This is a genomic window from Streptomyces sp. NBC_00539 (assembly GCF_036346105.1).
Classification (GTDB): Bacteria; Actinomycetota; Actinomycetes; order Streptomycetales; family Streptomycetaceae; genus Streptomyces.
Genome location: NZ_CP107811.1, coordinates 1,335,126 through 1,349,384 on the forward strand (window position 1 = coordinate 1,335,126; position 14,259 = coordinate 1,349,384).

Consider the following 14,259-nt stretch of genomic DNA (forward strand, 5'->3'; position numbering starts at 1 on the left):
TCTCTGCACAGGTGTTACCCAGAGGTAACCGCGGCTGCTTGGATGACGGCGTCGATCTTCCCCCGCAGGAATGACGGAGCCCCCATGACGCACACCCTGAACCGCCACGGTCGCGCCGCCGCCACCGCCGTCGCGGCGGTCGCCGCCGGCGCGCTGGCCCTCACCACCGCCCCGGCCGCCACGGCCGCCACGGCCGCGGAGAGCTCCCCCGCCCCGCGCCTGAGCGTCCTGACGTACAACACGTTCCTGATGTCCACGAGCCTCTACCCCAACTGGGGCCAGGCGCACCGGGCCGCGGAGATCCCCAGGGCGTCCTTCTTCCAGGGGCACGACGTGGTGGTGCTCCAGGAGGCCTTCGACAACACCGCCTCGGACGCGCTGAAGTCCGGCGCCTCGGGGCAGTACCCGTACCAGACGCCGGTCGTCGGCCGCTCCAAGAGCGGTTGGGACGCCACCGGCGGCTCGTACTCCTCCACCACCCCGGAGGACGGCGGGGTCACGATCCTCAGCAAGTGGCCGATCGTGCGCAAGGAGCAGGTCGTCTACAAGGACGCCTGCGGCTCGGACTGGTGGTCCAACAAGGGCTTCGCCTACGTCGTCCTCGACGTGAACGGCACCAGGGTGCACGTGGTCGGCACCCACACCCAGTCCACCGACTCGGGCTGCGGCACCGGTGAGGCGGCGGACATCCGCGGCCGCCAGTTCCGCGCGATAGACGCCTTCCTGGACGCCAAGAACATCCCGGCGGGCGAAGAGGTCATCGTCACGGGCGACATGAACGTCGACTCGCACAGCGCCGAATACCCCTCGATGCTGGCCAACGCCGACCTGGCCCCCGCCGACTCCCGCACCGGGCACCCGTACTCCTTCGACACGGCGCTCAACTCCGTCGCCCGGTACCGCTACCCGACCGACCCGCGCGAGGACCTCGACTACGTCCTGTACCGCAAGGGCAACGCCCGCCCGGCGGGCTGGGAGAACACGGTGGTGAAGCAGGAGTCCGCGCCCTGGACGGTCTCCAGCTGGGGCACCTCCTACACGTACACCGACCTCTCCGACCACTACCCGGTGATCGGGCGCTGACCGGGTAGCACGCAACAACAGTCCGGGTGTGGGATCTTCGGCGGCCGTCTCCGCCGGAGGACCCACGTCGGTCGCAGATGGCCGGTGATCCCGGCAGCTAGTTGTCCCTCTTCCACGGCCTGTCGCCAGGCTGCAGCAGCGTCTCCGGCGGCCGGCCGCTTGCCCGCCTCTGTCCAGCCGTGGACGCGCCGACGAAGAGGATCATCAGAGCGCCCAGCGCTGACAGCGGCCAGGCGACCAACCAACCGGTGATCAGTAGCAATAGGCCAACAGCCAGCAAGCCACGCGTCCAGTCGGGCCCTTGCTCAGCCACCTCGGCTCCCTCCGTCGAGAGCGGACACGGTACGCCCCCGCTGCCTGGTGGGTACGCCTTTCGTGCGTTACATGGCAAGTTCCTTCGTCTTCGGCGCGACATGCGGGCCGGGATCCTGCTTCGGCACCGTCCACCGTAGGCGGGACTGCAGAACCAGGACGTGCCCCCTTTCGCCCTTCGGGCCGCGAGGGGGCGATTTCGATGTCCCGGCGGTCAGGCCTTCTCTCCGATCGCGGCCCGCAACCAGTCGAGCGTCCCCTGGCCGAGCAGCTCGTCCGCCAGTCGCTGCCCGGTTTCTGTTGTCAGCCGGGCCCTGCTGTTGTCGATCCATCGCTGCGCGTTCTCGTAACCCTGGGCCTTGTACTCGATTCCCTGGAGCATGCATTCCAGCTTGTCAGCGTCGCGCGCGCAGATGGCCTCCGGTGAGTCATTCGCCTCGTATTCCGCCACCAGGTCACGGATCGCGGCCGCGAGGACCTCGGGCATCCCGGCAATCTGGTCCGCCGTCACCGCTGCCGGGTCGGCACTGGTGGCGTACTTCTTGCCGAGGTGGTTCATGTCCCCGGTGCGGCTTTCCTGGGTGTCGTGCCATACGGCGAGGAACGCTGCTCGTGCGGGGTCGGCACCTTCCAGCTTCGCGATGATCGACGCGATGAGCGAGGTACGCCAGGAGTGCTCCGCGACGCTCTCCGGCTGGGTGATGCCGGCCATCCACCAGCCCGTGCGGCGCGCGTTCTTGAGCGTGCCCGCTTCGTAGAGGAAGCGCGCTACCGCGGACAAGTCGTCAGCCACTGTGTCTCTCCTTCACGCCTCGGCGAGGCGGATCGCGTACCGGATGCCCTCCAGCTCTCGGCGCGCAAGCGTCGAGGCCGTGGTGCCATCCAACAGCAGAGGCAGTTGTAGCCGCAGCGCCCGCCCGGCCGTCGAGCCGGTGTGGAGGAGGCCGGGGCGCGCCGCGAGCAGTGCCCACAACGTGTGCACGGTGAGATCGAAGAAGCCATGTTCCGGGCCAAGCCCCCTGACGAGGTGCTGGAACAACCGGTGGCCGTGCCAGGTCATCGCACCGGTCACGGCGATGAAGTCGTCCGACAGCTCGGGGCGCGACGATTCCCCGATCCAGTAAGCCCAGTAGCTCAGGTTGGCTGCCTCTCCCGCCTCGTCGTCTTGCAAGGTCGTGGCGATGAAGTGCTGCATGCGATCCCGATCACCCTGTCTCGCAGCCACGGTGGCGACGGAGCGGGACGTCAGCCACTGGGTAAGCCAGTCAGACGGCCACTCGGTCCTACGCTGCTGGGCCAGCCAGTCCACTGTGTCCGGAGCATCGTCGTATCCGGCCAGGTAGAGGGCCTGCCTACGTAGAAGGAACTGTCCTCCAGTTCGGGCCTCCTCTGCCATGCGCCGCATGTGGCCGAAGAACCTGCGGCGCTCTTCCCCGGAGAGAAGCGGGCGGCCGGCTGCCGGGCCACGACGAAGGTGTGTGGGGGGTGGGAGGCTACGCATGGGTTCTGGCGTCACTCCGGTCAAAGGCCATGTAAGCACCTCAACGAGATCACGCTGCATGACCCAGGACCCCAAGGGGCTCTCGTGTGGGGATACCTCGTCGTCCAGCGCGCCGGCGAGTAGGACGTCGGCTTCCAGGGCCCTGTCCAGAGCCACGAGCAGGGTGGGGCTGGCACCCATCCGCATCAGCCGGTGCCTGTGTACCAGCACCTGGCCGACAGCTAGTGCAGTCAGCGGGCGGCGCCCGGTTTCCCACCCGGCGACGGTATCGACCGAGACGGCGAACCGCTCCGCGAGGCTTTCCTGTGTGTGGCCAAGCTGCTCACGGCTGACCCGGAAGACGTGGCCGGAGACCAGGCCGCCCCTACTTCGTCGCCGGCCGCCCTGACCAGTGGTCAGGGTGGAAGTGGAGTCGGTGCCCATGACGCTCCCTCCGCATAGGCGTCCCGCCAAATAACCGGGACCCATGGTCACTTCAAGCGGATGTGCCCGAAATCTAGGCTCATATCCGTGGTCACCGAGCTGCTCAGCGTAGCGGCTGGACGGGGCTGAGCGCCGCCACCGGGGACCCGGCCGATACCCATTGAAGACGGTAGGGAGCATCGTTGTGGAGTCTCTGAGCGAGTCCGAGAGGAAACAGATCACAGAGGTCATCGACCGGGCCCGCGTGCCGTACCACACGCGCCCGTCGGCCGAGGATGTCGCTCGCCTCGTGGATGACCTCATCACCTGTGGGCAGCGGCTACACGAACGCGTTGCCACGATCGCCATGTCCAAGCGCTCGCCCCGGGCTGCGGGTGCTCTGGCCGACTGGGAGTACTTCGTGACGGCAGGCCCTCTGGACCCGGGGGACTGTGCGAACTGGAACTACGCCCGAGGCCTGGGCCGCATCGTGTGCTCCCTGGAGAAGGCCATCAGGGAGTACCAGCCGAGCACCGCGCCGTGACCGAACATGCTCGCCAGTTCCTGTACGTCGTGATCGTGCTCGGAACCCTCGCCGTGATCGTCGTCGGCACCCACTGACGGCAGCCCCCGCCGGGGTGAACCATCCGGTCCGGACGGTCGGCCTGGCAGGGGCGGCGCCGCGGGCCGCCGCGGGGCGTTACGGCTCGTACAGCCCCTCGATCAGGTCGGCGTACTTCTCCCGGACGACCCTGCGGCGCAGTTTGAGGGACGGCGTGAGTTCCCCCGACTCCGGGCCCCACTCCTCGCTCAGCAGCCGGTACCTCTTGATCTGCTCGGTGCGGTTGAGCCGGGCGTTGGCCGCCTCCACCGCGCGGGCGACCTCCTGGAGCACCTCCGGGTGGCCGGCGAGCTCGGCGGGCGAGGCGGCCGTGATGCCGCGGGCCGCCGCCCAGGCCGGGGCCATCTCCGGGTCCAGGACGAGCAGGGCCACGAGGTAGGAGCGGCCGTCGCCGTGGACGAGGGCCTGGCCGATCAGCGGGTGCTCCTTGACGGTGTTCTCCACCAGGGCGGGCGAGACGTTCTTGCCGTTCGAGGTGATGATCAGTTCCTTCTTGCGGTCGGTCAGCCACAGGAAGCCGTCGTCGTCCATCCGGCCGACGTCCCCGGTGGGGAACCAGCCGTCCGCGTCGCTCGCCCGCTCCACCGAGCCGTCGGGGCGCAGGTAGCCGGCGAAGACGGTCTCCCCGCGGGCGAGTACCTCGCCGTCCTCCGCGATCTTGAGCTCGACGCCGTCGATCGGCCGGCCCACCGAGCCGAGCCGGAAGCCGTCCGGGCTGTTGACCGTGCACACCCCGGCCGTCTCGGTCAGCCCCCAGGCGTCCATGATCGTGATGCCCCAGCCCGCCCAGAACCGCACCACGTCGATCGGCATCGGCGCGGTGGCGCTGGCCGTCCACACCAGCCGGTCCATCCCGGCCCGGGACAGCAGCGGGTCCAGCACCCGCTCCTTGGCCCGGGCGTACGAGGCTTCGAGCGCGGCCGGCACCGGTTCGCCGCGCTCGCGGTGCCCGGCGACGGCGCGGGCCACGTCGCCCGCCGCTTCGATGGCGGCCCGCTGCTCCTCGGGGAGGGCGGCCAGGACGGCCCGTACGGCCGCCGCCAGCTTCTCCCAGACCCGGGGGACACCGAAGAACTGCACGGGGCGCAGCTCGCGGACGGCGCCGGCGACGGCGGCGGGGTCGGCTACCAGCCGGACGTGCGCGGCGCGCAGCAGGGGCAGGTAGATGCCGAGGATCCGCTCCGCGATGTGCGCGAAGGGCAGGTAGCAGATGTGCTCGGCGTGTTCGGGCAGGTCCGTGCGCCGGTCGAGACGGACCGCCTGGAGCATGATGTTGCGGTGGGTGAGCCGGACGCCCTTGGGGTCGCCGGTGGTACCGGAGGTGTACACGACGGTCAGCGGGTCCTCGGGCCGCGTCTGCTGCCAGGCCTTCTCGAAGTCCTCGGCCCATCGCGGCGGTACGCCGGCCGCGCGCAGCGAGGCGTAGGCGCGGTGCGGGCCCGCGTCCGCCTCCTCGGCGACGACCAGGGCCTCCAGGGCCACGGCGGGGTCAGCCAGCAGAGGTTCCCACCGGCCCAGTTCGCGCGCGCCCTCGACGACGGCGAACCGGGCCCTGCTGTGGCGGGCTATGTGGGCGACCTGCTCGGGCGCGGAGGTTGCGTACACGGTGACGGGGACGGCGCCGAGATGGACGAGGGCGAGGTCGGTGAGCCAGTGCTCGGGCCGGTTGCCCATCATCAGCAGGACGTGTTCGCCGCGCTCGACGCCGAGGGCCGCGTAGCCGCGGGCGAGGGCGGCGACCTCCTGGCGGGCCCCGCGCCAGGAGAGGGTCCTCCAGCCGTCTCCCTCGCGCCAGGAGAGCGCGGGGAGGTCCCCGTGTTCTGCGGCATTGCGGGCGAGCAGGGCGGGGAGGGTGAGCTCCTCGGGCGGTCCGGGCAGGGGGAGTGTCGTGGTCATGGGCAGCTCCTGGCCATTTCACATCGTTGGTGCGACAGCAATACTGTTGAACCCAAGCTGTGGAGCAGAGAGCGAGGCGCAGACGATGGCCGACCGGGCACCCGAGCCGATGCTCACCGTCGACGAGCTGGCCGCCCGGGCGGGTGTCACCGTCCGCACCGTACGGTTCTACAGCACGCGCGGGCTTTTGCCCCCTCCTGTGATCGGACCCCGTCGGGTGGGCCACTACGGCCCCGAGCACCTCTCCCGGCTCGCCCTGATCGAGGAGTTGCAGCACCAGGGCATGACCCTGTCGGCCATCCAGCGCTACCTGGACGCGCTGCCCGACGACCTGAGCGCGCACGACCTGGCGATCCACCGGGCGCTGGTGGCCGCCTGGGCCCCTGACGCGGCACTGGAGTCCTCGCGGGAGGAGCTGGAAAAGCGGGCCGGGCGGACGCTGACGGAGAGCGACCTGCGGCGGCTGACGGCGATGAACGTGCTGACGCCGGCCGGCGAGGGGTTCCGGGTCGACGTGGGACTGCTGCGGCTGGGAGTCGCGCTGCTCGACGTGCCGATCGCCCACGAGACGATCCTGGCGGCGCGCACCGTCCTGCTCGACCACGCCCGGACGGCCGCGCACCAGTTGACGGCGCTGTTCCGGGACGAGGTCTGGGGACCGTTCACCGAGGGCGAGAGCGACCCGGAGCGGGTGGAGTCGATGAAGGCGCTGTCCGCGCACATGCAACCGATGGTCGTGCAGGCGCTGGTGACGGCGTTTCAGCGGTCGTTGAAGGAAGAATTGCGGGCTGCTTTCGTCTCGGAAGGGTAGGTTCGCGGGTATGGCGATCATTCACGAGACCACGATGACACCGGGCAAGATGGAGCTGCTCGCGGACTGGCTCCCGGCGCAGCCCTGGTACCTGCCCACCGGGCGCGCCCCCGGGCCGGCCCGTGCGGGTGGCTTCCGGCTCGACGACCCCCAGGGCGAGGTGGGCCTCGAATTCATGGTGCTCAGCGAGGAATCGGACGACGGGCCGGTCGCCTACCACGTCCCGCTCACCTATCGCGGGGCGCCGCTCGAGGGCGCCGAGTCGGCTCTCATAGGCACCTCGGAGCACGGTGTCCTCGGCCGGCGCTGGGTCTACGACGGCACCCGCGACCCGGTTCTGGTCGGACAGTTGCTGTCGCTGCTGCAGGGCCGGGCCGCGGCCCAGGCCCAGGGACTGTCGGACACGCGGGACCCGTCGGTCGTCACCGAGTTCGACGGGCGGACGCTGCCGGTCCCCCTCCTGCCCCCGCTGCGGCCGCAGGCCGAGCACACCGGGCGGGACACGGAGATCGCCCTGGGCGACGGTCCCAGGCTCGCCGTGTCGCGCGTACTGCGGCCGCTGGACCCGGCCGGTGCCCCGCACGGCGCCGTCGGCCGGGTCACGGCCGGCTGGAGCACCCCGGACGGGACCGGGCACCGCGGGGTCTTCGCAGCCCTGTACGCGGGTCGGGCCGGCTCGGAGGGATCCGCGCCGGCCCGTTGAGGCGCGTCGGGCTCCGGGCTCCGGGGGCGTGCCCCGGAGCCCGGCCCCGCGGTCAGTCGGTGTACGTCTCGCCGCGTTCCGCCTTGGCCACCAGCGAGGCCGGCGGGGTGAACCGCTCGCCGTACTGGGCGGCCAGCTCGCGCGCGCGGGCGACGAAGCCCGCCGGGCCGCCCTCGTAGCCGTTGATGTACTGGATCACGCCGCCGGTCCAGGCCGGGAAGCCGATGCCCATGATCGAGCCGATGTTGGCGTCGGCGACGGAGGTCAGCACGCCCTCGTCGAGGCAGCGGACGGTGTCCAGGGCCTCGGAGAAGAGCATCCGCTCCTTCATGTCCTCGAAGGGGATCTCGGCGTCGGGCTTGGCGAAGTGCTCGCGCAGTCCCGGCCAGATGCGGGTCCGCTTGCCCGCCTCGTCGTACTCGTAGAACCCCGCGCCGCCACTGCGGCCGGGGCGGCCGAAGTCGTCCACCATCCGGTCGATGACCGCGTCCGCCGGGTGCTCGGTCCACGCGCGGCCTTCGGCCTCGAAGGCCTTGCGGGTCTCGTTGCGGATCTTGCGCGGCAGGGTCAGGGTCAGCTCGTCCATCAGGGACAGGACCTTCGCCGGGTAACCGGCCTGCGCCGCGGCCTGTTCGACCGAGGCGGGCTCGATGCCCTCGCCGACCATGGCGACGCCCTCGTTGATGAACTGGCCGATGACCCGCGAGGTGAAGAAGCCGCGCGAGTCGTTGACCACGATCGGGGTCTTGTTGATCTGGCGGACGAGGTCGAAGGCGCGGGCGATCGCCTCGTCCCCGGTGCGCCCGCCCTTGATGATCTCCACGAGCGGCATCTTGTCGACGGGCGAGAAGAAGTGCAGCCCGATGAAGTCGGCGGGCCGCTTCACACCCTCGGCGAGCCCGGTGATGGGCAGGGTCGAGGTGTTGGAGCAGAGCAGGGCGTCGGGGGCGATGACGTCCTGGACCTCCTGGAACACCTTGTGCTTGAGGGCGGTGTCCTCGAAGACGGCCTCGATGACGGCGTCACAGCCCGCCAGGTCGGCGGCGTCGGCGGTGGGCGTGATCCGGGCGAGCAGTTCGGTGCGCTGCGCCTCGGTGGTACGGCCGCGCGCGAGCGCCTTGTCGAGCAGCTTCTCGGAGTACGCCTTGCCCTTCGCCGCGGCCTCGGGCGTGACGTCCTTGAGCACGACCTCGATGCCCGCGCGGGCGCAGGAGTAGGCGATGCCCGCACCCATCATCCCGGCGCCGAGGACCGCGACCTTGCGCACCTGGCGGGGCGCGACGCCCCGGGGGCGGCTGCGGCCGGCGTTGACGGCCTGGAGGTCGAAGAAGAACGCCTGGATCATGTTCTTGGCGGTCTGGCCGGTGACCAGCTCGGTGAAGTACCGGGCCTCGATGGTCAGCGCGGTCTCGAAGTCGACCTGCGAGCCCTCCACCGCGCAGGCGAGGATGTTGCGCGGCGCCGGGTACGGGGCCCCGTTCAGCTGCTTCTTGAGGTTCGCGGGGAACGCCGGGAGGTTGGCGGCGAACCGCGGGTTGGACGGCGTACCGCCCGGGATCTTGTAGCCGGGGACGTCCCACGGCTGCTTCGACTCCGGGTTGGCGTCGATGAAGGCGCGGGCCTTGGCCAGCATCTCCTCGGGGGTGGCCGCCAGTTCGTGGACCAGGCCGTTGTCCAGGGCCCGCTGCGGGTTGTACTGGGTGCCCTGGAGCAGGACCTTGAGCAGCGCGTCCGCGATGCCCATCAGGCGCACGGTGCGGGTCACGCCGCCGCCGGCCGGGAGCAGGCCGAGCGTGACCTCGGGCAGGCCGATCTTGGAGCCGGGCGCGTCGAGGGCGATCCGGTGGTGGGAGGCGAGGCAGATCTCGTAACCGCCGCCGAGGGCCGCGCCGTTGATCGCGGCGACGACGGGCTTGCCCAGGGTCTCGATGCGGCGCAGCGAGCGCTTGATCGCGTTCCCGGTCTCGAAGGCCAGGGCCGCGTCCTCGGGGCGCAGCCGGATCATGTCCTTGAGGTCGCCGCCGGCGAAGAAGGTCTTCTTGGCGGAGGTGTAGATGATGCCGCGGATGGAGTCCTTCTCGGCCTCCGCGCGGTCGGCGATCGCCGCGATGGAGTCCTTGAAGGCCTGGTTCATCGTGTTGGCGGACTGGCCGGGGTCGTCCAGGACGAGGGTGACGACGCCGGTCTCGTCCTGTTCCCAGCGGATCGTGGTGGACTCGCTCATGTTCGCTACTTCCGTGTCGGAGGGTTCGGTGGTCACAGGACGATTCAGAGACGCTCGACGATGGTCGCGACGCCCATGCCGCCGCCGACGCAGAGGGTGACGAGCCCGTAGCGCTTGTCCTGGCGCTCCAGTTCGTCGATGACGGTGCCGAGGATCATCGCGCCGGTGGCGCCGAGCGGGTGGCCGAGCGCGATGGCGCCGCCGTTGACGTTGACCTTGTCGAGGGACAGCCCCATGTCCTTGACGAAGCGGAGCACGACGCCCGCGAACGCCTCGTTGATCTCGACGAGGTCGATGTCGTCGATGGTCAGGCCGGCCTTGGCGAGGGCCTTGCGGGTGGCCGGGGCCGGTCCGGTGAGCATGATGGTGGGCTCGGAGCCGGAGACGGCGGCCGAGACGATCCGGGCGCGCGGCGTCAGGCCGCTGCGCTCCCCCGCCTCGCGCGAGCCGATGGCGACGAGCGAGGCGCCGTCGACGATGCCGGAGGAGTTGCCCGCGTGGTGGACGTGGTCGATCTTCTCGATCCAGTGGTACTTCTGGAGCGCGACGGCGTCGAAGCCGCCGAGGTCGCCGATGTCAGCGAAGGACGGCTTGAGCTTGGCAAGGGTGTCGGCGGTGGTGCCCGGGCGGATGAACTCGTCGTGGTCCAGGACCACCAGGCCGTTGCGGTCGGTGACGGGGACGACGGACTTCGCGAAGCGGCCGTCCTTGACGGCGTTCGCGGCACGCTCCTGGGACAGGGCCGCGTACTCGTCCACGTCGCGCCGCGAGAATCCCTCGATCGTGGCGATCAGGTCGGCGCCGATGCCCTGCGGGACGAACCCGGTGTCCCAGTTGGTCATCGGGTCGGCGAACCAGGCGCCGCCGTCGGAGGCCATCGGCACCCGCGACATGGACTCGACGCCGCCCGCGAGGACGAGGTCCTCCCAGCCGGAGCGGACCTTCGCGGCGGCCATGTTGACGGCTTCCAGGCCGGAGGCACAGAAGCGGTTCTCCTGGACTCCGGCCACCGTGTCCGGCAGGCCGGCGGCGATCGCCGCGGTGCGGGCGATGTCGGAGCCCTGGTCGCCGACGGGGCCGACGACACCGAGCACGATGTCGTCGATGGCGGCCGGGTCGAGACCCTCGTTGCGCTCGCGCAGGGCGTGGATGAGGCCGACGACCAGGTCGATCGGCTTCGTGCCGTGCAGGGCGCCGTTGGCCTTGCCGCGGCCGCGCGGCGTGCGGATCGCGTCGTATACGTACGCTTCGGTGCTCACTGGGTCAAGCCTTTCGGGGAGGTCTTGGGTTAGGTCCTGTCCGGGACCTAGCCGAGGAGGGAGCGGCCGATGATCTCTTTCATGATCTCGGTCGTGCCGCCGTAGATGGTCTGGATGCGGCCGTCGGTGAAGGCCCGCGCGACCCGGTACTCGCTCATGTACCCGTAGCCGCCGTGCAGCTGCAGGCAGCGGTCCGCGACCCGCTTCTGGAGCTCGGTGGCCCACCACTTGGCCATCGAGGCGTGGACGTGGTCCAGCTCGCCGTTCGAGTGGTCCACGATGCACCGGTCCAGGAACGCCCGCGTGACGGCGCACTCGGTCGCCATCTCCGCTATCTCGAACCGGATGTGCTGGAGCTTGGAGAGCGGCCGGCCGAAGGCCTCGCGCTCCTTCACGTACGTGGTCGTGATCTCCAGCAGGTGCTCGGCGGCGGCGATGGCCGCCATCGCGATGCCCAGCCGCTCCTGGGCCAGGTTGGTCATCAGGTGGAGGAAGGCGCCGTTCGGTTCGCCGAGCAGGTTCTCCTTCGGGACCCGTACGTCGTGGAAGAACAACTCGGCGGTGTCCTGCGCCTTCTGGCCGATCTTCTCCAGGTTGCGGCCGCGCTCGAAGCCCTCCGCCCCGCGCTCGACGACCAGCAGGGACAGGCCGTGCGCCCCGCCCTCGGGGGTCGTCTTCGCGACCACGATCACCAGGTCGGCCAGGATGCCGTTGGAGATGAAGGTCTTGGAGCCGTTGAGCAGCCAGTGGTCGCCCCGGTCCTCGGCGCTCGTGCGGATCCCCTGGAGGTCCGAGCCGGCCCCGGGCTCCGTCATCGCGATCGCCGTGATGGTCTCGCCGGAGCAGAAGCCCGGGAGCCAGCGGCGCCTTTGTTCCTCGGTGGCCAGGGAGGTGAGGTACGGCCCGATGATGTCGTTGTGCAGACCGATCGCGAGCCCCGGCGCGCCCGCCCGGGTGAACTCCTCGGCGATAACGGCGGCGTAGCGGAAGTCGGTGTTCCCTCCGCCTCCGTACTCCTCGGGTACGGCGAGCCCCAGCAGGCCCTGCCGGCCGGCGGCGCGCCAGGCGTCGCGGCTGACGATGCCGTCCTGCTCCCACTGCTCGTAGTGCGGCAGCACCTCTTTGGCGAGGAAGGTGCGTACGGTCTCGCGGAACGCCTCGTGGTCGGCGTCGAAGATGCGGCGTTGCATCGGGGCCCCCTAGAGCCAGCTCTTGACGGTTTCGATCAGCCGGGCCGGCTCGGGGCCGACGGGCGTGACGTTGAGCATGGTGACGCCCGCGCTGCGGAACGCCTCGACGCGCTCGCGGACGTAGCCGGCGGGTCCGCACAGCGTCATGAGCTCGCAGAACTCGTCCGGGACGGCGGCCGCCGCGTCGCGCTTGCGGCCGCTGAGGTAGAGCTCCTGGATCTTCCGGGCCTCCTCCTCGTAGCCGTACGCGACGGCGAGGTCGTTGTAGAAGTTCTTGCCGGCCGCGCCCATGCCGCCGACGTACAGGGCGATCTGCGGGCGCGCGAGGTCCCGGACGGCGGCCGCGTCCTCACCGATCGCGAGGAGGCCGCCCGCGACGACCTGGAGCGGGCCGAGCCCGGGGTCCCGGCGGGCGGCGCCCTCGGCGAGCGGGCCGCCCCACACGGCGTCCGCCTTCTCCGGCAGGAAGAGGGTGGGCAGCCAGCCGTCGGCGATCTCCGCGGTCATCGCCACGTTCGCCGGGCCGAGCGAGGCGACGTAGACCGGGACGGCCGGGCGCACGGGCCGGGTCAGCATCTTCAGGGGCTTGCCGAGCCGGCCGCCCTTCTCGGGCGGCAGGGGCATGTCGGTGATGCCGTGGTGCTCGATGGTCTCGCGGCGCCAGATCCGGCGGCACAGCTCGACCGTCTCGCGGGTGCGGCCGATGGGCTTGTCGTACGGTTTGCCGTGCCAGCCCTCGACCACTTGGGGGCCGGACGCGCCGAGGCCGAGCATGGCCCGGCCGCCGGACATCGCGTCGAGGCCGGCGGCGGTCTGGGCGATGAGGGCGGGAGTGCGCGAGTAGACGTTCAAGATGGCGGAGCCGATCCGCATGCGCTCGGTGCGGGCCGCCAGGTAACCCATGATCGTCGGGGAGTCGAAGCCCCAGGCCTCGGCGACCCACACCGCGTCGAGCCCGGCCGCCTCCAGCGCGGCCGCCTCGTCCGCGGCCCGGCGCGGATCGCCCGAGTAGTCGAGCATCATGGACAGTTCCATCAGGCGCCCTTCTCCAGCAGGTTCGGCACGTCCCAGTCCCGCGCCACGGATCCGGTGTCCGCCCCCGGCTGCGCGGGGCCGCGCGTGACGGTGGCCGGGGTCGCGGAGAAGCGGGGCGCGGGGGCGGGCTGGGTGATCCCGCCGAAGTCGGTGAAGGTGCCCCGGGCCGCGAGGTGCGGGTGGTGCGGTGCCTCGCCCAGGGACAGCACGGGCGCCACGCAGGCGTCCGAGCCTTCGAAGACGGCCGTCCACTCGGCCCGGGTACGGGACTTGAAGCGGGCGGCGACGGCCTCGCGCAGCTCGTCCCAGCGGGCGGGGTCCTTGCGGGCGGGAGCCTGCTCCGCGATGCCGAGAAGCTCCACGAAGGTGTCGTAGAACTGCTGCTCCAGTGCCCCGACCGCCATGTACCCGCCGTCGGAGGTCTCGTAGGTCCCGTAGAAGGGGCAGCCGCCGTCGAGCAGGTTGGCGCCGCGCCGGTCCTGCCAGCCGCCGGCCGCCATCATGCCGTGGATCATGGCGGTGAGGTGGGCCGTCCCGTCGACGATGGCGGCGTCCACGACCTGGCCGGTCCCTTCGGGGGTGCGGGCGTGCCGGAGGGCGGCGAGGACGCCGATGACGAGGTAGAGCGATCCGCCGGCGTAGTCGCCGACGAGGTTGGCGGGGACGGCCGGGGGCTCGCCCGGGCTGCCGATCATCCCGAGGGCGCCGGTGACGGCGATGTACGCGATGTCGTGCCCGGCGGTGTGGGCGAGCGGGCCGTCCTGGCCCCAGCCGGTCATCCGGCCGTAGACGAGCTTCGGGTTGCGGGCGTGGCAGTCGGCCGGGCCGACGCCGAGCCGCTCGGCCACCCCGGGGCGGAACCCCTCGATCAGTACGTCGGCCCGTTCCACGAGCTCCAGTACCCGGCCCGGGCCCTCGGGGGCTTTCAGGTCGACCAGGACGGAGCGCTTGTTGCGGTTGGTCACGTCGTACGCCGGATCGACGGCGAGTCCGCCGCCCCCGGGGCGGTCCACGCGGACCACGTCCGCGCCGAGGTCGGCGAGGAGCATCGCCGCGAACGGGCCCGGGCCGATCCCGGCCAGTTCGACGACGCGTACTCCGGCGAGCGGGCCGGTACCGGACACTGCCATCGAGCCCCCAGCGTTTCCCCGTGCGAGTCGGGTGGGTGTGTGAACGGGTGAGCGGTAAGCGGGTGAGTGTGTGACACAACTGATGTCACAC

At 71.1% G+C, this 14,259-nt stretch carries 12 protein-coding genes; 4 read left to right on the forward strand and 8 right to left on the reverse strand.

Annotated elements, in window-relative coordinates; translation table 11 throughout:
* The first annotated feature begins 84 nt into the window (after positions 1-84).
* On the forward strand, positions 85-1,083 hold the full coding sequence (gene sph / locus OG861_RS05965) for a sphingomyelin phosphodiesterase (RefSeq protein ID WP_329199780.1): 999 nt from the start codon (positions 85-87) through the stop codon (positions 1,081-1,083).
* Between the two features lie 526 nt (positions 1,084-1,609).
* On the opposite strand, the gene OG861_RS05970 is transcribed toward sph, so the two are convergent.
* A complete protein-coding gene (locus tag OG861_RS05970) occupies positions 1,610-2,188 on the reverse strand; it encodes an HD domain-containing protein (protein WP_330261395.1) in 579 nt (192 codons plus the stop codon).
* A gap of 12 nt (positions 2,189-2,200) precedes the next feature.
* Positions 2,201-3,319 (reverse strand): helix-turn-helix domain-containing protein, encoded by a 1,119-nt coding sequence (locus tag OG861_RS05975; RefSeq protein ID WP_330261396.1) that lies wholly within the window; start codon positions 3,317-3,319, stop codon positions 2,201-2,203.
* Positions 3,320-3,503: 184 nt separating this feature from the next.
* Here OG861_RS05975 and OG861_RS05980 point away from each other — a divergent pair, with 184 nt between their 5' ends.
* Positions 3,504-3,842 carry a hypothetical protein gene (locus tag OG861_RS05980; protein WP_330261397.1) on the forward strand — a complete coding sequence of 113 codons (339 nt, stop codon included), beginning with the start codon at positions 3,504-3,506 and terminating at the stop codon, positions 3,840-3,842.
* 156 nt (positions 3,843-3,998) lie between these two features.
* Here OG861_RS05980 and OG861_RS05985 read toward each other — a convergent pair whose 3' ends face one another.
* Entirely contained in the window at positions 3,999-5,816 is a 1,818-nt protein-coding gene (locus OG861_RS05985; protein ID WP_330261398.1) for an AMP-dependent synthetase/ligase, read from the reverse strand.
* A gap of 85 nt (positions 5,817-5,901) precedes the next feature.
* Here OG861_RS05985 and OG861_RS05990 point away from each other — a divergent pair, with 85 nt between their 5' ends.
* Positions 5,902-6,627 carry a MerR family transcriptional regulator gene (locus tag OG861_RS05990; protein WP_329199770.1) on the forward strand — a complete coding sequence of 242 codons (726 nt, stop codon included), beginning with the start codon at positions 5,902-5,904 and terminating at the stop codon, positions 6,625-6,627.
* 10 nt (positions 6,628-6,637) lie between these two features.
* Positions 6,638-7,330, forward strand: coding sequence for a maltokinase N-terminal cap-like domain-containing protein (locus OG861_RS05995; RefSeq protein ID WP_329199768.1), 693 nt, complete (start codon positions 6,638-6,640; stop codon positions 7,328-7,330).
* A gap of 52 nt (positions 7,331-7,382) precedes the next feature.
* Here the strand turns inward: OG861_RS05995 and OG861_RS06000 are convergent, their stop codons facing one another.
* Genes OG861_RS06000 through OG861_RS06020 form a run of 5 tightly spaced genes read right to left on the reverse strand, consistent with a single transcriptional unit; the run spans position 7,383 to position 14,168 of the window.
* The gene (locus OG861_RS06000; RefSeq protein ID WP_330261399.1) at positions 7,383-9,554 is read right to left on the reverse strand and encodes a 3-hydroxyacyl-CoA dehydrogenase NAD-binding domain-containing protein; all 2,172 of its coding nucleotides are present in this window, start codon (positions 9,552-9,554) and stop codon (positions 7,383-7,385) included.
* Positions 9,555-9,598: 44 nt separating this feature from the next.
* Positions 9,599-10,813, reverse strand: coding sequence for an acetyl-CoA C-acetyltransferase (locus OG861_RS06005; RefSeq protein ID WP_330261400.1), 1,215 nt, complete (start codon positions 10,811-10,813; stop codon positions 9,599-9,601).
* 47 nt (positions 10,814-10,860) lie between these two features.
* Positions 10,861-12,003 (reverse strand): acyl-CoA dehydrogenase family protein, encoded by a 1,143-nt coding sequence (locus OG861_RS06010; protein ID WP_329199763.1) that lies wholly within the window; start codon positions 12,001-12,003, stop codon positions 10,861-10,863.
* Between the two features lie 9 nt (positions 12,004-12,012).
* Positions 12,013-13,038 (reverse strand): LLM class F420-dependent oxidoreductase, encoded by a 1,026-nt coding sequence (locus OG861_RS06015; protein ID WP_329199761.1) that lies wholly within the window; start codon positions 13,036-13,038, stop codon positions 12,013-12,015.
* Positions 13,038-14,168 carry a CaiB/BaiF CoA transferase family protein gene (locus OG861_RS06020; protein WP_329199759.1) on the reverse strand — a complete coding sequence of 377 codons (1,131 nt, stop codon included), beginning with the start codon at positions 14,166-14,168 and terminating at the stop codon, positions 13,038-13,040. Before OG861_RS06020 ends, OG861_RS06015 begins: the two co-directional genes overlap by 1 nt.
* Positions 14,169-14,259: the final 91 nt, after the last annotated feature.